General features: G+C 73.6%; 20 protein-coding genes and 1 tRNA gene. 10 read left to right on the top strand and 11 right to left on the bottom strand.

Annotated elements, in window-relative coordinates; genetic code table 11:
- Positions 1–221: 221 nt before the first annotated feature.
- Complete coding sequence (locus IW256_RS37475) at positions 222–812, top strand: MarR family winged helix-turn-helix transcriptional regulator (protein ID WP_197015455.1); 591 nt, start codon at positions 222–224, stop codon at positions 810–812.
- Positions 813–828: 16 nt separating this feature from the next.
- Here the strand turns inward: IW256_RS37475 and IW256_RS37470 are convergent, their stop codons facing one another.
- Together IW256_RS37470 and IW256_RS37465 are read right to left on the bottom strand one after the other, a co-directional pair.
- Positions 829–1137 carry an SHOCT domain-containing protein gene (locus IW256_RS37470; RefSeq protein WP_197015454.1) on the bottom strand — a complete coding sequence of 103 codons (309 nt, stop codon included), beginning with the start codon at positions 1135–1137 and terminating at the stop codon, positions 829–831.
- Between the two features lie 117 nt (positions 1138–1254).
- Positions 1255–3171, bottom strand: a complete 1917-nt coding sequence (locus IW256_RS37465; protein WP_197015453.1) for a S8 family peptidase — start codon at positions 3169–3171, stop codon at positions 1255–1257.
- Between the two features lie 367 nt (positions 3172–3538).
- Between IW256_RS37465 and IW256_RS37460 the strand changes: the two genes are divergently transcribed.
- The 5 genes from IW256_RS37460 (at position 3539) to IW256_RS37440 (ending at position 5443) form a co-directional block, all read left to right on the top strand.
- Positions 3539–3612, top strand: a tRNA-Thr gene (locus IW256_RS37460).
- A gap of 172 nt (positions 3613–3784) precedes the next feature.
- The gene (locus IW256_RS37455; RefSeq protein WP_307829321.1) at positions 3785–4096 is read left to right on the top strand and encodes a PGPGW domain-containing protein; all 312 of its coding nucleotides are present in this window, start codon (positions 3785–3787) and stop codon (positions 4094–4096) included.
- A 36-nt stretch (positions 4097–4132) separates the two neighbouring features.
- Positions 4133–4615: a MarR family winged helix-turn-helix transcriptional regulator gene (locus tag IW256_RS37450; protein ID WP_197015452.1), complete on the top strand. Its 483-nt coding sequence runs from the start codon at positions 4133–4135 to the stop codon at positions 4613–4615.
- A 71-nt stretch (positions 4616–4686) separates the two neighbouring features.
- The gene (fdxA, locus tag IW256_RS37445; RefSeq protein ID WP_197015451.1) at positions 4687–5028 is read left to right on the top strand and encodes a ferredoxin; all 342 of its coding nucleotides are present in this window, start codon (positions 4687–4689) and stop codon (positions 5026–5028) included.
- A gap of 1 nt (position 5029) precedes the next feature.
- Positions 5030–5443: a DUF4149 domain-containing protein gene (locus tag IW256_RS37440; RefSeq protein ID WP_307829320.1), complete on the top strand. Its 414-nt coding sequence runs from the start codon at positions 5030–5032 to the stop codon at positions 5441–5443.
- A gap of 3 nt (positions 5444–5446) precedes the next feature.
- On the opposite strand, the gene rlmB is transcribed toward IW256_RS37440, so the two are convergent.
- The 3 genes from rlmB to IW256_RS37425 all read right to left on the bottom strand — a co-directional run bounded on the left by rlmB (position 5447) and on the right by IW256_RS37425 (position 8813).
- A complete protein-coding gene (gene rlmB, locus IW256_RS37435; protein ID WP_197015450.1) occupies positions 5447–6364 on the bottom strand; it encodes a 23S rRNA (guanosine(2251)-2'-O)-methyltransferase RlmB in 918 nt (305 codons plus the stop codon).
- A gap of 98 nt (positions 6365–6462) precedes the next feature.
- Positions 6463–7860: a cysteine--tRNA ligase gene (cysS, locus tag IW256_RS37430; protein WP_197015449.1), complete on the bottom strand. Its 1398-nt coding sequence runs from the start codon at positions 7858–7860 to the stop codon at positions 6463–6465.
- Positions 7861–8018: 158 nt separating this feature from the next.
- Positions 8019–8813: a DUF6585 family protein gene (locus tag IW256_RS37425; protein WP_197015448.1), complete on the bottom strand. Its 795-nt coding sequence runs from the start codon at positions 8811–8813 to the stop codon at positions 8019–8021.
- A 208-nt stretch (positions 8814–9021) separates the two neighbouring features.
- On the opposite strand from IW256_RS37425, the gene IW256_RS37420 reads away from it, so the two are divergent.
- On the top strand, positions 9022–10014 hold the full coding sequence (locus tag IW256_RS37420; RefSeq protein WP_197015447.1) for a DUF2637 domain-containing protein: 993 nt from the start codon (positions 9022–9024) through the stop codon (positions 10012–10014).
- Positions 10015–10228: 214 nt separating this feature from the next.
- Here IW256_RS37420 and ispF read toward each other — a convergent pair whose 3' ends face one another.
- Positions 10229–10708 carry a 2-C-methyl-D-erythritol 2,4-cyclodiphosphate synthase gene (gene ispF, locus IW256_RS37415; protein WP_197015446.1) on the bottom strand — a complete coding sequence of 160 codons (480 nt, stop codon included), beginning with the start codon at positions 10706–10708 and terminating at the stop codon, positions 10229–10231.
- A gap of 22 nt (positions 10709–10730) precedes the next feature.
- On the bottom strand, positions 10731–11213 hold the full coding sequence (locus IW256_RS37410; protein ID WP_197015445.1) for a CarD family transcriptional regulator: 483 nt from the start codon (positions 11211–11213) through the stop codon (positions 10731–10733).
- Positions 11214–11590: 377 nt separating this feature from the next.
- On the opposite strand from IW256_RS37410, the gene IW256_RS37405 reads away from it, so the two are divergent.
- Both IW256_RS37405 and IW256_RS37400 read left to right on the top strand, forming a co-directional pair.
- Positions 11591–12340: a hypothetical protein gene (locus tag IW256_RS37405; protein WP_197015444.1), complete on the top strand. Its 750-nt coding sequence runs from the start codon at positions 11591–11593 to the stop codon at positions 12338–12340.
- A 130-nt stretch (positions 12341–12470) separates the two neighbouring features.
- Positions 12471–13490: a hypothetical protein gene (locus IW256_RS37400; protein ID WP_197015443.1), complete on the top strand. Its 1020-nt coding sequence runs from the start codon at positions 12471–12473 to the stop codon at positions 13488–13490.
- A 151-nt stretch (positions 13491–13641) separates the two neighbouring features.
- On the opposite strand, the gene IW256_RS37395 is transcribed toward IW256_RS37400, so the two are convergent.
- The 3 genes from IW256_RS37395 to IW256_RS37385 all read right to left on the bottom strand — a co-directional run bounded on the left by IW256_RS37395 (position 13642) and on the right by IW256_RS37385 (position 16624).
- Positions 13642–14202, bottom strand: coding sequence for a dihydrofolate reductase family protein (locus IW256_RS37395; protein ID WP_197015442.1), 561 nt, complete (start codon positions 14200–14202; stop codon positions 13642–13644).
- Positions 14203–14396: 194 nt separating this feature from the next.
- The gene (locus IW256_RS37390) at positions 14397–15068 is read right to left on the bottom strand and encodes a winged helix-turn-helix domain-containing protein (protein WP_475652139.1); all 672 of its coding nucleotides are present in this window, start codon (positions 15066–15068) and stop codon (positions 14397–14399) included.
- Positions 15069–15283: 215 nt separating this feature from the next.
- Positions 15284–16624, bottom strand: coding sequence for a sensor histidine kinase (locus IW256_RS37385; RefSeq protein ID WP_307829319.1), 1341 nt, complete (start codon positions 16622–16624; stop codon positions 15284–15286).
- A gap of 201 nt (positions 16625–16825) precedes the next feature.
- On the opposite strand from IW256_RS37385, the gene phoU reads away from it, so the two are divergent.
- Complete coding sequence (gene phoU / locus IW256_RS37380) at positions 16826–17488, top strand: phosphate signaling complex protein PhoU (protein ID WP_197015440.1); 663 nt, start codon at positions 16826–16828, stop codon at positions 17486–17488.
- Between the two features lie 143 nt (positions 17489–17631).
- Here the strand turns inward: phoU and IW256_RS37375 are convergent, their stop codons facing one another.
- Positions 17632–18444, bottom strand: coding sequence for a phosphoglyceromutase (locus IW256_RS37375; protein ID WP_197015439.1), 813 nt, complete (start codon positions 18442–18444; stop codon positions 17632–17634).
- Between the last annotated feature and the right edge of the window lie 40 nt (positions 18445–18484).

The raw sequence follows: 18484 nt of genomic DNA, 5'->3' as shown, positions 1-18484 counted from the left end.
CGGGTCGTCCGGGTTCGGCCGGTGCCATGGTACGCGCCTCGCCCGGCGCCGTCCGGCGGATCCCCGGGGAAGGAATCCGGCCTCCCCGGAGGGGGCCCGTTTCCCGGGACCGCTCACCGGGAACCGATGGGGAACCCCCCTCGTTAAACGCATGCAGGGTACATGCGTCAACGTCCTCGCGGCACCGGCACAGGCCGCGCGCCGGACAGGAGAACATGGCAATGACCAGGGAGAACGGTTCGGCGGAAGCGCTGCCCGCGGAGCTTCCCGAACCTGACGGGCGGCTCTCGGATCCCGTGCTGTCCGATGTCTCCCTCGCGCTGTTCCATCTGCGCCGGATCTGGGCCAAGCCCGACCTGATGAAGCGGATCCGGGCGCAGACCTCCCCCGGCCCGGGGAGCCGTCCGCTCCAGCTCTCCAACCTGATGGTGGTGCACGCCGTCGCCGCGCTCGGCACGGAAGGGGACGACGCCGAGGTGACCGTCGGGGCGGTCGCGGACCGGCTGGAGATCGATCCGTCCACGGCGAGCCGGCTGGTCGGCCACGCGATCGACGCGGGGCTGGTGTCGCGCCGGCCCTCGCCCGTGGACGCCCGCCGGGCCAACCTCGGCCTCACCGAGGCCGGCGTCCGGGTCAAGCGGGTCGCCGACCGGTCCCGCCGGGCCTACCTGGACGAGCTGATGGCGGGCTGGACACCCGCCGAGCGCGCCGACTTCGCCCGGCTGCTGACCCGGTTCGCCGAGGCGGCCGTCCGGGCCCCGATGGACCCGGACAGCGTGGACAGGATCTTCGAGGAGGCCCGGACGGAGTGACCCGGGCGTCCCCGGCTCACCCGCCGTGGCTCAGGGCCGCCAGGCGGGTGAGGTACTCGTCCTCGTCGATCTCCCCCCGGGCGAAGCGCTCGGCCAGGACCGACCGTGCCCGGCTCAGTGGATCGGCCGCGGCCGCCGCGGCGGCGGCGCTCGCCGTCATCCTGCGCCGCAGCAGGTAGAACGCGCCCACCGCGACGGCCAGCCAGAACAGCCCGAACGTGATCGGGAACACCGGCCACCACGCGGGCGCGTCCGCCGGGCCGCCGTCCTGCCAGGGCCCCGGGTGGGCCGCCGGCCCGATCAGTGCCGCCAGTGTCGACACCATCGTCATCGACCTCCTCGTCATCGGATGAGTCGATGCTCGGCGACGGGTCGGGGCGCCGTCATCGTCCGGCCGGAGGCTCCGCGGGTACGCCCGCCGGAGTAGCGAACGGCCCGGCCCTCACCACCAGGGCGGCCGGTAGTCCTCGCCGTCGTCCGCGCGGGGACGGCGCGGAGGGGCCTCGTTCCGCAGCGGGGGCGGGGAGGGACCGTCGTCCAGGGGGACGGGATCCTGGAGCGCCGTCCGCCGGAACCTCTCCCACTCCTCATCGTCGAGCCCCGTGAACTCCCCGCCGTCACCCACCGGGGGCGGGGCTGGCTCAGGGCGGGCCGGGCCCGGCGGGACGGGCGGGGCCGGCGGGACGGCCGGGGCCGGCGGGGCGGGCGGCGGCTCGTCCATCGGAAGGCGGCGAGGCGTCAGCCTCTCGGCGGGAGGGACCGGGCCCACCGCCGGGGACGGCCCCGCCGGGGACGGCCCCGCCGGGCCGCTCAGCGCGCCGAAGTCATGGGCTCCGTTGACGGTACGGCCGTTCTCCCCGTTCCCCTCGCCGACCGGGTCCTCCGGCACGAACGGACGCAGCTCGCGGGGAACGGGCTCGCGGGGGACGGGCTCGCGGGGGACGGGCCGCCCCTGTCGCGGGGACGGAGGCTCGGAGAGGGACGTGCCCGGATAGACCTCGTTGCTCTGCCAGAGCGGCGCGTTGACGGGGGCGACCGGAGGAGACCCGTGGTGGCCGGGCTCGGCCGGGCGCGCCGCCCCGAGCACGTAGTCGACCTCCCCGTCCTCGTCGTACTCCTCGTCCTCCCCGGGCCTGCGGCGCTGACGCCACCCCAGGAACACCCCGGTGACCACCAGCACGCCGCCACCGCCAAGGACGGCGGCCAGCAGCATGCCCCCCTCCTCTTCGGGGGTCTCCGAGTACGGCGCGGGCGGCTGGGTCGCGCCGCCCGGCTCGGCGTCGGTGTCCACGCTGGTCGCCGTCCGGGCGATCCGCCCGGCGGCGGCGAGGGCCCGCACCGCGTCCAGCGGCCCCGTGCAGGTGGACGACCCGGTCGGCCGCCCCGGGACGGCGCCCTGGACGAGGGCCTGCCTGACCTCGTCGGGCGTCAGCGAGGGGTGCCGGGCGCGGATCAGCGCGGCGACCCCGGCGACGATGGCCGACGACGGGCTGGTGCCCGTGCCGATGACGTACCCGCTGCTGGAGTCGGCGCTGACGATCTCGACGCCGGGCGCGCACACCGCGACGTACGGGCGCCGGTTGCTGTCCTTCCAGAGCCGCAGCCGCCGGTCGAGGGCGCCGACGGCGATCACCCCGCGGTAGGCGGCGGGGAAGTTGTTGCGGTTGGGGCCGGCGCCGTCGTTGCCGGCCGACGCGGTCAGCACCACGCCCTTGCCGAGCGCGTAGCGGATCGCGGCCTCCTCGGTGGAGTTGCCGTCGTAGAAGAGCCGGCCGCCGCCCAGGGACATGTTGATGATGTCGGCGCCGTGGTCGACGGCGTACCGGATGCCCTGCGCCACCGCGTCCCGGTTACGGGTCGCCGCGCCCCCGTCCTTCCGCTGCGGGTCGTCGTTCTCCCAGGTCACCCGGACCGACAGGATCCGGCTCTCGGGGGCGATGCCGACGACGCCGCGCTGCTGCCCGGGCCCGTTGCCGTGCCCGGCGATGATGCTGGCCATCGAGGTGCCGTGCAGGCCCCAGTACCGGCCGCCGGGACGGCGCGAGCCGCCGGTGAGGTCCGGCCCGGCGATCACCTGGCCGGTCAGGTCGGGATGCCGCCGGTCCACCCCGGTGTCGAGGACCGCGACGGTGACGCCCTGGCCCTTGGACCACCGCCACGCACGGGGGACGCGCATCGCGTCCAGGTGCCACTCGCGGGCGCGGATCTGGTCGACCGGCGCCGCCGCCGGACGCTTGACGGCGCTGCCCGCGGCCTGCCGCCCGGCGAACGGCGTCCCGCCCGGCGCGAGCGCGGCGGGCACCGCGACGGCGGCGGCGAGGGTCAGCGCGGTGGCCGTGGCGGCTGCGGAGGGGAGCACTCTCCCCGGGCGGCGATGACGGGCACGCGACACGCCACCGCACCTCCTCCCGGCCGTCGGACGTGGTCCCACCGGCCCGCGAGAACGAGCGGACCGGCCCCGGGGGGCTCAGGCCCCACTTCCCGCGCGTCACGCCCGTGAGGCGGGAGCCATATTGTGCCATGGGCCGATCACCCGGCCCGGGCACTCGGCGCACGCGGGCACGCTCCGGACACGGCGCTTTCCAGACACGCCGGCACGACCTGCCCCGATCCGCTCGCCCCTGTGATCCAGCTCATGCCGGGCGACCTCCGTCCAGAGCTCCTGCCCGCGCCGCACGACGCCGCCGCCGAACGGTATTGTGAAGGCCGTCGGCGCGAGCCGGCAGGCCCCTGTAGCTCAGCTGGCCAGAGCAGCCGCCTTGTAAGCGGCAGGTCGCCGGTTCGAACCCGGCCGGGGGCTCTCTCCCCTCCTCGGCGTCCGTGAACGCCGGCGCGCCGTTCCGGACGGCACCCGTTCCCCCGACTCTCGGGGCCTGTGGTGGTGGTCACATCGAGTGCCTGGTTCGATCGCCGGGGACGTTCCGGTCGTCTGACGCAGTGAGGCTCATGACCGCCACCGAGTAGGAGGCCCTGTGACCACCACCGCGCCCGCCCGTCCCGCCTCGACCGAGATCGACGTCGTGCCCGCCCCGGACGTCCGGCCGCGGACGCGTCTCCAGCTGTTGCGCAAGGTCGCGGTCGCCGTCTCCGGGGTCGCGCTGATCCTCGCGGGCATCGTGATGATGGTGCTGCCCGGGCCCGGCGTGGTGGCGATCCTCGCCGGGCTGGGCCTGCTGGGGACGGAGTTCCCCGCCGCCCGCCGGGTCAGCGAGCGCGTCAACGGGTACGTCCGCGCCGTCTGGCACAAGGTCCGGCCCCCGAAGAAGGCGCGGCCGGACGCCTGACCGTTCCGGGCGGCGGCCCTGCCGTACCCTGGCTGGATGGGCAAGGCCGCGGGTGAGCGCATGGGGGTCGTGACCGCGCTGGTGCGTTCCTCGTTCCTGGTGAGCGCCGTCTACGACAAGGCCGGCCGGGAGTACGGCCTGACCCCGCAGCAGGGGCAGCTCCTCTGCGTGCTGATGCCGCAGCCGTACGGCATGAGGGAGCTGGGCGAGACGCTGGGGCTGGCCAAGTCGAGCCTCACCGGTCTCGTGGACCGGTGCGCCCAGCGCGGGTTCGTACGGCGCGAGCCCGACCCGCGGGACAGGCGTGCGGTCCGGGTCGCGCTGACGCCCCGGGGCCGCGAGCTGGTGGAGGAGTTCTACGCCGAGACGTGCCGCCGGGTCGAGGCGTTGCCGGCGGGCCTGGGCGACGAGGACCGTGAGAGGCTCGCGGAGCTGCTCAGCCGGGTGGTGCTGGACAACAAGGTGCCCGTCGTCTTCATGGACGCGGACGAGGGAGTCCCGGCGGCGGACGGGGGCTGAGCGCCGCTCATCCCCGTACGTATCCTTTAAGGAGCCCCATCCTCGCCAGGACTCGGGAAGGGGGCGGGGCGATGACGTATGTGATCGCGGAGCCCTGCGTGGACGTCCTCGACCGGGCGTGCGTGGACGAGTGCCCCGTGGACTGCATCTACGAGGGGCGCCGCGCCCTCTACATCCATCCGGACGAGTGCATCGACTGCGGCGCGTGCGAGCCGGTCTGCCCGGTGGAGGCCATCTACTACGAGGACGACCTGCCGGGGAAGTGGGCCGCCTACACCGGCGACAACGCCGCGTTCTTCACCGGCACGCTGCCCGGCCGGTCCGAGCCCCTCGGCTCGCCCGGCGGAGCGTCCCGGACCGGTCCCCTGGGCGTGGACACGCCGCTGGTGGGCGGCCTGCCGGAGGGGTCCTGACGTGGCCGCACTCGCCACGGCCGCCCTGTTCACCTGGTTCGGCATGGTGATCGCCATCTCGTTCGTCGAGGCGCCGCTCAAGTTCCGCGCGCCCGGCGTCACCCGGGCGCTCGGCCTGGGCATCGGACGCCTGGTGTTCCGGGCCCTGAACGTCGCCGAGATCGTGCTGGCCGCGATCGCGGTGATCGCGCTGGGCACCGGCCGGGACACCGGCGCGGCCTGGATCCCCGTCGCCGTTGCGGTGGTGTGCCTGCTCGTCCAGGTCGCCGCGATCCGCCCCCGCCTGGACCGGCGGGCGGCCCGGATCATCGCCGGCGAGGAGGTCGAGCCGTCCCGCGCGCACCTCGGCTATGTCGCCCTGGAAGGCGTCAAGGTCATCGCGCTGGTCGTCGCGGGGGCGCTCGCGGCGGCCTGACGGTCAGGAACGGAGGCGGGCCACCTCGTACAGCGCGATCCCGGCGGCGACCCCGGCGTTGAGCGACTCGGCGGCGCCCGGCATCGGGATGGTGACGAGCAGGTCGCAGGTGTCGGCGACCAGCCGGCCGAGCCCCTTGCCCTCCGAGCCCACGACCAGGACGAACGGCCCCGAGGCGATCTCCAGGTCGGCCACCGTCACACCGCCGCGGGCGTCCAGCCCGGCGACGAAGCAGCCCGCCTTCTGGTACGCCTTGAGCTGCCGGGAGAGGTTGGTGGCCTGCGCGACCGGCACCGAGGCGAGGGTCCCCGCGGACGCCTTCCACGCACCGGCGGTGACCCCGGCCGCGCGGCGCTCCGGCACCACCACCCCGGTCGCTCCGAACGCGGCGGCGGAACGCACGATCGCGCCGAGGTTGCGCGGGTCGGTGATGCCGTCCACCGCGACGATCAGCGGGGCGGTGCCCTTCAGCAGGTCGTCGGGGTGGGCGTAGCGGTAGGGCCGGACCTGCAGGGCGATGCCCTGGTGGACCGAGCCGTCGGTGAGCCGGTCGAGCTCGTTCTTGCCGGTCTCCAGCAGCGGGATCCCGCGGTCGGCGGCGATCTGGATGGACTCGCGGATCCGCTCGTCGGTGCCGGAGGTCACGTACAGCGTGGTGCCGGGCACCCCCGCCCGCAGCGCCTCCACGACCGGGTTGCGGCCCGTGACCAGCTCGGGCGTCTCACCGGTCGCGCGGCGCGCGCCCGCGGGACGGCCCTGCCGCGCCGGCTCGGCGCCGGACGCCTTGGGACGGGCGCCCGGCCCCGCAGTCGGGGTGCCGGTCCGCTTGGCGCTCTTGACGGCGCGGGCCCGCTGCCGCTTGGCGTGCCAGTGCCGGTCCTCGGCCTTGGGAGTGGGACCCTTCCCCTTGTGCTTGGCCATCTTCGGTACGCCCCTCGCGCTTGCGTCTCAGGGCGGCTCTCGGCGGACGCCCCCGAACACCCGATTTTAGGCGGCGTGCGAAGTGGAACGCGCGCCGTTCAGCTTCGCTTGAGCTCCCAGCGCGGACCGTTCGGGGTGTCCTCGACGACGATCCCGGCCTCGGTGAGCCCGTCGCGGATGGCGTCGGCGGCGGCGTAGTCCTTGCGGGCCCGGGCGGCCTGCCGCTGCTCCAGCGCCACCTTGACCAGGGCGTCGACCACCGGGCGCAGGTCGTCCTCGCCGGCCCGCGACCACTGCTCCGACAGCGGGTCCAGGCCGAGCGCGCCGGTCATCGCCCGGACGGCGGCCAGCCGCTCCCGCACCGCGTCCCGGTCGCCGGACGCCAGGGCGCTGTTGCCCTCGCGCACGGCGTCGTGAACGACCGCCAGGGCCTGCGGGACGCCGAGGTCGTCGTCCAGCGCGGCGGTGAACGCCTCCGGGAGCGCGGCGGCCTCGCCGCCCGTCCCGACCAGCTCGGCGGCGCGGACCGCGAAGCCCTCGACGCGCTGGTAGGCCGAGACCGCCTCGGCCAGGGCCGCGTCGGTGTAGTCCATCAGCGACCGGTAGTGCGCGGAGGCCAGGTAGTAGCGGATCTCGGCGGGACGGGCCTTGCCGAGCAGGTCGGGCAGCGCCACGACGTTGCCGACCGACTTGGCCATCTTCTCGCCGTCCACCGTGAGCAGGCCGTTGTGCAGCCAGTAGCGGGCGAACCCGTCCCCGGCCGCGCGCGACTGGGCGATCTCGTTCTCGTGGTGGGGGAAGATCAGGTCGACGCCGCCGCCGTGAATGTCGAACGTCGAGCCGAGGTACTTGGTCGACATCGCCGAGCACTCCAGGTGCCAGCCGGGGCGTCCCTCCCCCCACGGCGTCTCCCAGAACGGCTCGCCCGGCTTGGCGCCCTTCCACAGCGCGAAGTCGAGCGGGTCCCGCTTGAGGTCCTCGTTCGGGGTGTCACCGGCCGAGCGCATGTTCTCCAGGCGCTGGTTGGACAGCGTGCCGTAGTGCTCGGCCCAGGACCGCACGTCGAAGTACACGTCGCCGCCGGAGGCGTAGGCGTGCCCCCGTTCGATCAGCCGCCGCATCAGCGCGATCATCTCCGGGACGTGCCCGGTGGCGCGCGGCTCGACCGTGGGCGGCAGGCAGCCGAGCACGTCGTAGCCGCGGGTGAAGACCCGGTAGTTGGCCTCGGCCACGGCGAACCACGGCACGCCCCGTTCCTCCGACACCGCGATGATCTTGTCGTCGATGTCGGTGACGTTGCGGGCGAAGGTCACCTCGTACCCGGACCGGCGCAGCCAGCGCAGCAGCACGTCGTAGACGACGCCCGAGCGCAGATGGCCGATGTGCGGGGCGGCCTGCGGCGTCGCACCACAGACGTACATCCCCACGCGGCCCTCTTCCAGGGGCTCGAACGCACGGACCGTACGGGTGCTGGTGTCGTAAAGGCGCAGGCTCACAGGCCCAGGTTATTGGATCCCCGGGCACCCGCGCGGCGTACTCGGCACCAACTCGGTGCCCGCGCCCCCAGGGCCTCCGTGCCGAGCCCCCAGGGCCTCGGTGCCCGCGGCCTCAGTGCCTCGGTGCCCGCGGCCTCAGTGCCTCGGTGCCCGGGGCCTCAGTGCCCGCGGCTCTCCTCGCGGTCGCCGGCCGCCAGACGGTGGCACAGCTGGACGAAGGCCACCGCGTTGGGCATCCGGGCCGCGATCGCGGTCAGGGACCGCAGCTCGTCGCGGGAATGGACGTAGACCACGCCGTTGTCGGCGCCGACCTCGCCCACCGCGGGCCAGGGGACGCGCTCGCCCTCCTTCGCGACACCGTCCGCGTCCACGGTGAACGGCCCCACCCGTACGGGCTCGCCGGCCCGGACGCGCGCCAGCTGCGCCGGCAGGACCCGGCGGGTCACCTCGGCGGCGACCCGTTCGCCCAGTTCCCGGACGTCGGGCAGCTCGTCGCCCAGCCGGATCTCCCGCCCGTCCACGGTGCCGACCAGGAACCGGTAACGGGTCCGCCCCTGCGCCGCGTGCCGTACCCCGGACGCGGTCACCGAGACCAGCTCGTCCCACGGGTGCACGGCGGTCTCACGGCCCGTCTCCAGGACGAACCCGCCGGTGAACAGGTACACGGCCGTGTTCCTGGCCCGCAGCTCCGACGGCCTGCCCCCGATGGCCTCGACGACCCGGGGCGCGGCGGCGAGATAGGCGATCGTGAGGATCGCCGCCGCCAGGGCCGGCTCCGCCCGTCCCGCGGCCAGGGAGCCCGCGAGCGTGGCGAGGAGCGCCAGCCCGGCCAGGACGGACAGTCCCGCCCACACGAGGGCGCGTCTCAGGCCGGCCCGTCCGTCGAAGGCCCGGACGGGGTCCCCGAGATCGCGATCGGCCGCCCGGTCCAGGACAGAGGGGGGAAATGACATGGAAGTTGCGACTACCCGACTCTCGGTTGGCTGGAGGGAGAAATCGTATGACGCTAGCGCGTTCTCCGCTGCTCCGAACAACGGTGGCCGGATCGTGCCGCCCCGTGCCGGAACCGCGACTCCCGGGCATGGCGATGACACGGGATCGGCCCATGCGGCTGGTTAACTTCCCTGAAGACCCTCGCGAGCCCCCGGAGACGAGCCTGCGATGCCCCCAGTCCCCCAAGCCCCGCCCGAGAGCCGCCCGGCCCGGCGCCGCCTGCCCGCCGTGGCCGCCGGACTGGTCGTCGCCGTCCTGGCGGGCGGCGCGTTCGTCCTGACCTACGACCTGCTGCGCGATCTCGCCGTGGCGGGCGGGGCGGGACGGCGCTGGGCCCCTGCCTACCCGGTGATGGCCGACGCGCTCGTGGTGATGACGATCCTGTCGCTGGTGGTGGCCCGGAACGCGCGCTGGTGGTCGCGCTGGCTCCGGGGCGCCCTGCTCCTGCTGCTGCTCACCGGGACCGCCGCCATCGCCGTCCAGCACGCGCTGTGGGGCTTCGGCCCCCTGCCCGAGACCCCCGTGCGGGCGGGCGTCGCCGTGGCCCCGCACGTCATGCTCGTCATCGCCGTCTGGCTGTGGCTGCGCATGATCCGGCATCTCCGTCCCCGCTCCGGGCCCGCGCCGTCCACCACCGGTCCCGCTCACGCCTCGGAGCGCCCCGCGGACGCGGCGGACGCGGCGGCGGGCGTGGAGGAGGACGCGACCGGGGCCGTCCCGTCCAAGCCCGCGCCGCCCCCGCTCGCGCTGCTGCCGTCCGATGTCGAGGTCGCCCGTTCCCCGGAGAGCGGGGCCCCGGGCAGCGGGGCCCCGGGCAGCGGGGCCGTTCCCCCGGACCTGGGCAAGGCGAGCACCACCCTGCCCGACATGATCATGCCGGTCACCCTGGACGCCGTTCCCGAGCCGCGTCGCCCCCGCGAGCAGGACGAGGGCCCGGAGGAGCCCCAGGACGAGACCCAGGCCACGGGCGTGGACGGGGACGTGGACGAGGGCGAGGGGGGCGAGCGGCCCGGGGCCGCCGAGCGTCAGCGGGCCGAGGCGGGCGGATCACCGGAGTCCACCGACCCCGACGGCATCGACACCTCCGAGGACCTGCCGATCTGGGACTGGGACCCGCCCTCCGGCTCACTCCGCAGCTCCCCCACGCCTCCCGCCGAGTAGGCCGTCGTCCCCTGCGCACCCGCACGGACCGCAGGCGTTCCGGACGGGTGCGAACGGATGCGAACGGATGCGTACGGATGCACGTACGGGTGCGTACGGGCACGGGCGGGTGCGGTGACCGGGAGGGCGGGACGGGGCCTGCCTGGGCGGAGTCCGGCGGGCCGGTGGACGGCCCGCCGGCTCGCGGCGGTGGGGAACGTGGTGCGGGCGCGTGTCAGGCGCGGGGGGCGACCAGGGCGTTGGCGACGGCGGCGAGTCCCTCGCCGCGGCCGGTGAGGCCGAGGCCGTCGGTGGTGGTGGCCGAGAGGCTGACGCTCGCGCCGCCCAGGGCCTCGCCGAGGACCTTCTCGGCCTCGGCCCGGCGCTTGCCGATCTTGGGGCGGTTGCCGATCACCTGGATCGCCACGTTGCCGATCACGTGGCCGGACTCGGCGACCAGGCGGGCCACCTCGGCGAGCAGGACGACACCGCCGGCGCCGTGCCAGCGCGGGTCGTCGGTGCCGAAGACCGCGCCCAGGTCGCCCAGCCCGCAGGCCGACAGGAGCGCGTCACAGGCGGCGTGCGCCGCCACGTCGCCGTCGGAGTGGCCCGACAGCCCCTGGCCCTCACCGGGCCAGAGCAGGCCGGCGACCCAGAGCGGGCGCGGGCCCTCTTCATCGCGTACGAACGGGTGGACGTCGACTCCGACGCCCACCCGTGGCAGCCCGGCGCTCAACTCAGTTGGCGAGGATCTCGTCGAGCAGGGCCTCGGCCTTGTCCTCGTTGGTCTTCTCCGCCAGCGCGAGCTCGCTCACCAGTATCTGGCGGGCCTTGGCCAGCATCCGCTTCTCGCCCGCCGACAGCCCGCGCTCCTTGTCGCGCCGCCACAGGTCGCGAACGACCTCGGCGACCTTGTTGACGTCGCCGGAGGCGAGCTTCTCGAGATTCGCCTTGTAACGCCGCGACCAGTTGGTCGGCTCCTCGGTGTAGGGTGCCCGCAGCACCTCGAACACCTTCTCCAGGCCCTCCTGGCCCACGACGTCCCGAACGCCCACGTCCTCGACGTTCTCGACTGGAACCTGCACTGTCAGGTCGCCCTTGTCGACCTTCAAGACCAGGTAGGTCTTTTCCTCACCCTTGATGGTGCGAGTCTCGATGGCCTCGATCCGAGCAGCCCCGTGGTGGGGGTAGACGACGGTGTCGCCGACCTGGAAAGTCATGTGACAAGTACCCCTTCCGCTACACCCAGGGTAGCACGGGCCGAGCGGTGGCCGCACCGACCTTCGCGACATATCCGCAGGTCAACCCCCTTATTGGGGTCTTGACAAAGCCTTGGGACAGTGCATCTCGGGCCTGTCCGACCGCGTCGGCGCGGCCGGAACACCACCGTGACGAGGGCGGCGCGCACGCGGCCCCGGCACCTCGCGACCTCCTCGCGGGTCCCCCCTTTCGATGCCGCGGAAGCGGCTCATACTGGAAGGTGAACATGCCGGGTCACGCGGGTACGAAGCGCCCGGAAGATCCGAAAGGGGTACGGCGCGGCGTACGGACGCTTGGCGGCCGGCACTCGGCGGCTCCGAGGATAGTGAGGTGCGGCGTGAGGCCAGACGGCGACCCCGAGCCCGATGACTACGGGCTCCCCAGAGTCGACGTCGTGGTGCCCGATGACGCCCGCGAGCTGGACCGCGACGTGCTCGCCTACCGCCGCGAGGAGCGGCGCAGGCGGCGGCGCGACCGGGTCGGCCGGCTGCTGCGCCCGTTCACCCGGTACGGGCTGGCCATCCCCATCATCACCGGCGCGCTGCTGGTCGCACTGGTCAGCGGCGGGCTGATGACGGCGTTCGGGCCCCGGCCCGCGCCGCGTCCCACCGGCACGCTGCTCGCCCCGCACCCCTCGGCCTCCCCCGGCCGGGTCGGCGGCATCCTGCCCGACGCCGAGGTGGCCCTCGTGGGCAAGGAGCGCACTCCCGTCGCGCTGCGCGACCTGCGCCCCGGTGTGATCGGGATCGTGCCGCCCTCCTGCGGCTGCGAGAACCTGGTGGCGAAGCTGGCCGGCGAGGCCAGGGAGTTCCATCTGAACCTCTGGCTGGCCGCCGACCGCCGCGGGAACGCCGCGCCCGCCGACCGGACCCGCCGGGAGCTCAGCGCGCTGGCCGGGGCGGCGCACGCGGGCGCGCCCCAGATCATCGAGGACGGCCGGGGAGTCCTCGCCGGGACCTACAGGCCGTCCCCCGGTTCCCCGGGCCTGACGGCGGTCCTCGTCCAGCCCGACGGCGTGGTCGCGGACGTGCTGCATTCCCCGCAGCCGGGGCCCGCCCTCACGGAGAAGATCAGGGCTCTCGGTTAGCCGCGGCGCGACCCGCGGTACCGGAAACCACCCCCCGAACCAGATCACCCGTCCGGTCTCGCTACGCTTCCCCTGGCGTATCTCGCCACACTGACAGCTTTCCATGCCCCTTCGCGAGGAGATCGACGCCGTGATCCGAAACAGCCGTCGAGTGGTCGCACTCGCCATCGCGGGTGCGGTCGCCATCGCGCCGGTGATCTCCGGCTGCGGCGCCGGCAGCGAACCCCAGACCGCGGCTCCCACCCAGCTGACCGAGGGCGTCAACGCCTCGGTGCCCAAGGGCGCGGCGACCTCGCAGGTCGACATCCGCAACATGTTCCTGCTGGGTCCGGAGCCGAGCAGGATGTTCCAGCCCGGCAGCTCGGTGCCGCTGTACGGCACGATCATCAACCAGGTCAAGGGACGTCAGGACCGCCTGGTGAGCGTCAGCTCGCCGGACTTCGCCCAGGTGCGCATCGCCGGTGGCGCGCTCACCCTGCCGCCCGCCCAGCCCTCCGGTGAGGGCACGCCCGTCCAGCTCCTCGGCAAGGGCGGAGCGGGGGCCCAGCCCACCGGCACCGCGTCGCCGAAGCCGACCGGCACGCCCACCGGGCAGGCGTCCGGCCGCCCGAGCGGGGAGCCGAGCGGGACGGCCACGCCGCGGCCGACCGGTTCGGGCCCGGCCGGAGCGGAGCCGTCCGGCACGGCGTCCCCGCAGCCCGGGGCCGAGACGTCGCCCACGGCCGCGCCCACCAGCACCGGATCCGCCACGCCCACCCCCGCGACCGAGAGCCCGGCCGCGCCCGGCGGGCAGACCCCGCTGATCGTGCTGACGGGCCTGAACCGGCAGCTGCTCGGCGGCGAGACCCTGAAGGTGAGCCTGCGGTTCGAGCAGGCCGGCGGCATCGAACTGTCGATCCCGGTGGTCCCGCGGCAGGGCGAGTACACCGCCCTCCCGGCGGTGTCCCCCGGCGTTCCCGCGCCCGGCTTCCCCAGCCCGAGCGCCCCGGCGTCCGAGGGCGGTCACGGCGGCGGCACGCACGCCACCCCGGGTACGGGGGCCTCCCCCTCGGCCGAGCCCTCGTCCCAGCCCACGACCGGGGCCACGGGCGGCGCGACCCCGGCCACCCCGTCCTCCGAGGCCCCCGCCACGGACGGCGGGCACGGCTGAGGGGCGAGCGCCCGTCTCCCCTGAACGACACGCCCTGAACGACGACGCGGCCCGTACGGCTTTCGAGCCGTACGGGCCGCGCTCTTTCACACGGCCGGCGCGATCGGGATTTCTCACCTGTGGTCGGTAGGGGCAGGGCCGGTCGGCCGGATCAGCGGGTCCGGTAGCGCGCGTAGATCAGTCCGCTGTCGAAGGCGCGCTTGTCGACCAGCTCGAGATCGAGGCGCACGCCGTCGGGGAAGAACCGCTTGCCGCCGCCGACCACGCTCGTGGTGATGAACAGGTGGTACTCGTCCACCAGGCCGGCCGCGATCGCCTGGGCCGCGAGGTTGGGGCCGTCGACGGTGAGGTCGTGATCGGCCTCGGCCTTGAGCCTGCGCACCGCGTCCGGGTCGAAGGTGCGCTCGATCCTGGTCTTCGCGCTGGACACCGACTCGAGCGTCGTGGAGTACACGACCTTCTCCGCGGCCTGCCAGTCGCGGGCGTACTGCAGGACGTGCGGCGGCAGGTCGGGCTCGGTGTGCGCGGTCTCCCAGTAGACCATCGTCTCGTACATCCGCCGGCCGTAGAGGTACGTGCCGACGGGACGGAAGAGGTCGTTGATGAAGGTGTGCACCTCCTGGTCGTCGGCCGGCCCGGAGCCGAGGTCGCCCTCCGCCGCCTCGGCGTAGCCGTCGAGCGAGGTGATCATCGAGTAGATGAGCTTTGCCATGCGTCTCCTCCGGGTACGAGCGCGTCGGTCGACAGGGGTCCCGCAGGATATGACCTCCGCACGACCCGGAACTCATCACTCGGCCGGCCGGTTTCCCGGTACTTCGCACTCGAGGGCGAAATCGGGAACGCGAGTGCCCCGCATGTGCCCTCGGAGGGAAGTTCATGAGGGCACACGCAGGTCACAGCGTTTCTCTAGGGCTCGAACTTGTAGCCCAGGCCGCGCACGGTGACGATGTAGCGCGGCGTTGACGGCGTCGCCTCGATCTTGGCGCGGAGCCGTTTGATGTGGACGTCCAGGGTCTTGGTGTCGCCCACGTAGTCGGCGCCCCAGACGCGGTCGATGAGCTGCATGCGGGTGAGGACCCGGCCGGCGTTGCGCAGCAGCACCTCCAGCAGCTCGAACTCCTTCAGCGGCAGCTGGACGGCGTCGCCCTTGACGCTGACGACGTGGCGCTCGACGTCCATCCGGACCGGGCCGGCCTCCAGGATGGCCGGGGCGACCTCCTCGACCTCCCCTTGGCGGCGCAGCACCGCGCGCATCCGCGCGATCAGCTCACGGGTGGAGAACGGCTTGGTGACGTAGTCGTCGGCGCCGAGCTCCAGCCCGACGACCTTGTCGACCTCGCTGTCCTTGGCGGTCAGCATGATGACCGGCACGTTGGAACGCGCGCGCAGCTCGCGGCACACCTCGGTGCCGGGCAGGCCGGGCAGCATCAGGTCGAGGAGGACCAGGTCGGCGCCGTTGCGCTCGAAGATGTCCAGCGCGTCGGGGCCGGTGGCCGCCACGGCGACCTCGAAGCCCTCCTTGCGGAGGTTGTACGACAGTGCGTCGCTGAACGACTCCTCGTCTTCCACGACGAGCACGCGGGTCACGGTGTTGCCTCCCGGGCGGTCTCTGTGTCGGCGGCTTCCCGGAGGAGCCGGTCGCTCACGGTGAACGCGGACGCGGCGTTCCCGACTGGGGCGGTCGCGTCGGCGGCGGCCGCGGATGGGGTGATCATGAGTGCCAGGTCATCGCGCCGGTTCCTCCGGGGTCTCAGGTCTCGTGGGGTGTCGCGGGGTGTGGTGCGCCGCGGCCCTCAGGGGCCGGGCGGGATCGGGATCACGGCCGGGGCGCCGCCCTCGCCGCGCGGCGGCGTGCCCGATCCGGCCGCGCCCGGCCCGGACGTCTCCGGTCCGGACGTCTCCGATCCGGACGTCTCCGATCCGGACGGGCCCGTCCCGGACGGGCCGGGCGACGCCGGGCCGGACGCGACCGCGCGCCGCGTGCCGGGCGGCGGGAGCGGCTGGAGCAGCGGCAGCCGGATCGTGAACGTCGACCCGGAGCCCTCCTTGCTCCACACCGTGACCTCGCCGCCGTGCTTGGTCGTGACGTGCTTGACGATCGCCAGGCCGAGACCGGTGCCGCCGGTCTGGCGGGAGCGCGCCGGATCGACCCGGTAGAACCGCTCGAAGATCCGTTCCAGCTCGCGCTCGGGGATCCCGATGCCCTGGTCGGTGACGTTGACCTCGACGTGCCCGTCGTCGCACCGGCGGGTGGCGACCACCACGCGGGTGTTCTCGGGACTGTAGGCGACCGCGTTGTCGATCAGGTTGCGCAGCGCGGTGATCAGCAGCTCCTCGTCGCCGCGCACCTTCTGCCCGGCCCTGCCGCCGCTGGTCACCTCGATGTTCTTGGCGGTGGCCTTGATCTGGGTCCGGTCGATCGCCTCGACGATGATCTCGTCCAGCGAGACCGGGTGCAGCTCGGGCAGCGGCTCGTCGCCCTGGATCCGCGACAGCGTCATCAGGTCCTGGACGAGGTTGGTCAGGCGCACCGACTCGTGCTGCATGCGCCCGGCGAAGCGGCGCACCGCCTCGGGGTCGTCGGCCGCGCCCTCGACGGTCTCGGCCAGCAGCGACAGCGCGCCGACCGGGGTCTTGAGCTCGTGGCTGACGTTGGCCACGAAGTCGCGCCGGATCGCCTCGACCCGGCGCATCTCGGTCAGGTCCTCGGCGAGCACCAGGACCAGCCCGTGCGAGCCGAGCGGCGCCACCCGCACCGCGAACCAGCGGCCGTCCGCGCGACTTCGGCTGCGGGACGGGCCGACCTGGATCTCGGTCTCCCGGATCTCGCCGTCGCGGCGCACCAGCCGCGCCATCGCCAGCAGCTCGTCGACCACCAGCCGGTCACCGCTGACCACGCCGAACGCCCGCGCCGCCGAGCTCGCGCGCAGCACCCGGTCCTCGCCGTCCACCACGACGGCGGAGGAGCGCAGCACGCTGAGCACGGAAGCCACCCCCGGCGGCAACGCGCCCTGGGGGGCCGCCGGGGTCGACAAACGCTGGGCTCGCTCGCTCACGCGCACCGCCAATCCAGTCGCGAGCCCGATCGCGAGCCCGGCAAGCCCGGCCAGGCCCGCGACAATCTCGACCTCCACATCTGGATCGTAAGTGCCCGGCGGTCCGTTGCTGCACCATGAAGGGACCGTACGAGGGCGCGTTCGCCCAAAATTCACCTCTTTCTCCCGATTGGTTCACGCAGGTCAGACAGGCTGTGGCGTGGGTGAGTCCGCCCGGCGTCCCGGCCCGTGTGCCACCCTCGTCCCACCCGTTCCACTCGAATCCCTGGGGATCCTAAATTGCGCGACGCCTATCACGAGGAGCTCGACGCTCTTTCCGACAAGCTGGTGGAGATGACCCGGCTGGTCCGGTCCGCCATGGCCCGCGCGGTGACCGCGCTGCTGGACGCGGACCTGCGGCTGTCGGAGGAGGTCATCGGCAGTGACGAGCAGGTCAACAAGATCGACACGGAGATCGAGGAGACCGTGTTCGACCTCATGGCCCGGCAGCAGCCGGTGGCCGGTGACCTGCGGCTGCTGATCACGGCACTGCGGATGAGCGGTGACCTGGAGCGGATGGGGGACCTGGCGGTGCACATCGCCAAGACCGCCCGGCGCCGGCACCCCGAGTCGGCCGTGCCGCCGGAACTGCAGGCCACGGTGCTGGAGATGGGCCAGATCGCGGAACGCATGATCGCCAAGACCGGCAGCGTGATCGCCGCGAAGGACGTCGAGATGGGCCTGGAGCTGGACGCCGACGACGACGCGATGGACCGGCTGCACCGCAAGCTGTTCGACAAGCTGCTGTCGCCGAAGTGGAAGCACGGCGTGGAGCCCGCGGTGGACATCACCCTGGCGGGCCGCTACTTCGAGCGTTTCGCCGACCACGCCGTGGTCGTGGCCGAGCACGTGGTGTACCTGGTGACGGGCCAGCGTCCGGAGGAGATCGTGGACTCCTCCTGAGGATCACCTACACTCGGGCAACGCGTACACCTGCGGGCGCAGGGCGGTCTTTCGCAGGAGCCGCCCTGCGCCCCGGGCAGGTTCACGTTCGCACCGAGCGTTCGTACTTGGGGGGCGTGCCGGGGATTCGTACCGGCGCGGTCTTACTTCTTCTTACGGCCCCTGGGCGTCTTGGCGGGCTTGGCCGCCTTGCCGGTGTCGGCGGCGGGGGCGGCGGCGCCCTGGTTCTTCACGGCCTCGATGGCGGCCTTGGCGGCGGCCGGGTCGAGGTACTCGCCGCCGCGCTTGAGCGGGGCGAAGTCGTCGTCCAGCTCGTACACCAGCGGGATCCCGGTCGGGATGTTGAGCCCGACGATCTCCTCGTCGGAGACGTCGTCGAGGTGCTTGACCATGGCGCGCAGCGAGTTGCCGTGCGCGGCGACCAGCACGGTGCGGCCGGCGGCCAGGTCCGGGACGATCGAGTCGTACCAGTACGGCAGCAGGCGGTCCACCACGTCGGCCAGGCACTCGGTGCGCGGGATCAGCTCGGACGGCAGCCCGGCGTAACGCAGGTCGCTGACCTGGGACAGCGGGTCGTCGTCCTTGATCGGCGGGGGCGGGGTGTCGTACGACCGGCGCCACACCATGAACTGCTTCTCGCCGAACTCCTCGCGCGTCTGGGCCTTGTTCTTGCCCTGCAGCGCGCCGTAGTGGCGCTCGTTGAGCCGCCACGAGCGGCGCACCGGGATCCACAGCAGGTCGGCCACGTCCAGCGCGATGTTGGCGGTGCGGATGGCCCGCTTCAGCAACGAGGTGTGCACGACGTCGGGCGTGATGTCGGCGTCGAGCAGCAGGTCGCCGCCCTTGGTCGCCTCCCCCTCGCCCTTGGTGGACAGATCGACGTCCACCCAGCCGGTGAACAGCCCTTCGGCGTTCCACACGCTTTCGCCATGCCGGAGAAGTACCAAGGTCGCCATGGCATCAGAGCCTATCCGGCCCCTGCCGGGACCGCGCGGT

The organism is Actinomadura viridis (genome assembly GCF_015751755.1).
GTDB lineage: Bacteria > Actinomycetota > Actinomycetes > Streptosporangiales > Streptosporangiaceae > Spirillospora > Spirillospora viridis.
Note: the sequence above shows the minus strand (reverse complement) of the source record. Positions and strands in the feature narration are given on the sequence as shown.

Excerpts from the sequence above, each read along its gene's own strand:
- IW256_RS37475 (WP_197015455.1), top strand. The coding sequence starts at position 222 with ATGACCAGGGAGAACGGTTCGGCGGAAGCGCTGCCCGCGGAGCTTCCC.
- IW256_RS37470 (WP_197015454.1), bottom strand. The coding sequence starts at position 1,137 with ATGGTGTCGACACTGGCGGCACTGATCGGGCCGGCGGCCCACCCGGGG.
- IW256_RS37450 (WP_197015452.1), top strand. The coding sequence starts at position 4,133 with ATGGGCAAGGCCGCGGGTGAGCGCATGGGGGTCGTGACCGCGCTGGTG.
- fdxA (WP_197015451.1), top strand. The coding sequence starts at position 4,687 with ATGACGTATGTGATCGCGGAGCCCTGCGTGGACGTCCTCGACCGGGCG.
- rlmB (WP_197015450.1), bottom strand. The coding sequence starts at position 6,364 with ATGGCCAAGCACAAGGGGAAGGGTCCCACTCCCAAGGCCGAGGACCGG.
- IW256_RS37425 (WP_197015448.1), bottom strand. The coding sequence starts at position 8,813 with ATGTCATTTCCCCCCTCTGTCCTGGACCGGGCGGCCGATCGCGATCTC.
- IW256_RS37420 (WP_197015447.1), top strand. The coding sequence starts at position 9,022 with ATGCCCCCAGTCCCCCAAGCCCCGCCCGAGAGCCGCCCGGCCCGGCGC.
- IW256_RS37410 (WP_197015445.1), bottom strand. The coding sequence starts at position 11,213 with ATGACTTTCCAGGTCGGCGACACCGTCGTCTACCCCCACCACGGGGCT.
- IW256_RS37395 (WP_197015442.1), bottom strand. The coding sequence starts at position 14,202 with ATGGCAAAGCTCATCTACTCGATGATCACCTCGCTCGACGGCTACGCC.
- IW256_RS37375 (WP_197015439.1), bottom strand. The coding sequence starts at position 18,444 with ATGGCGACCTTGGTACTTCTCCGGCATGGCGAAAGCGTGTGGAACGCC.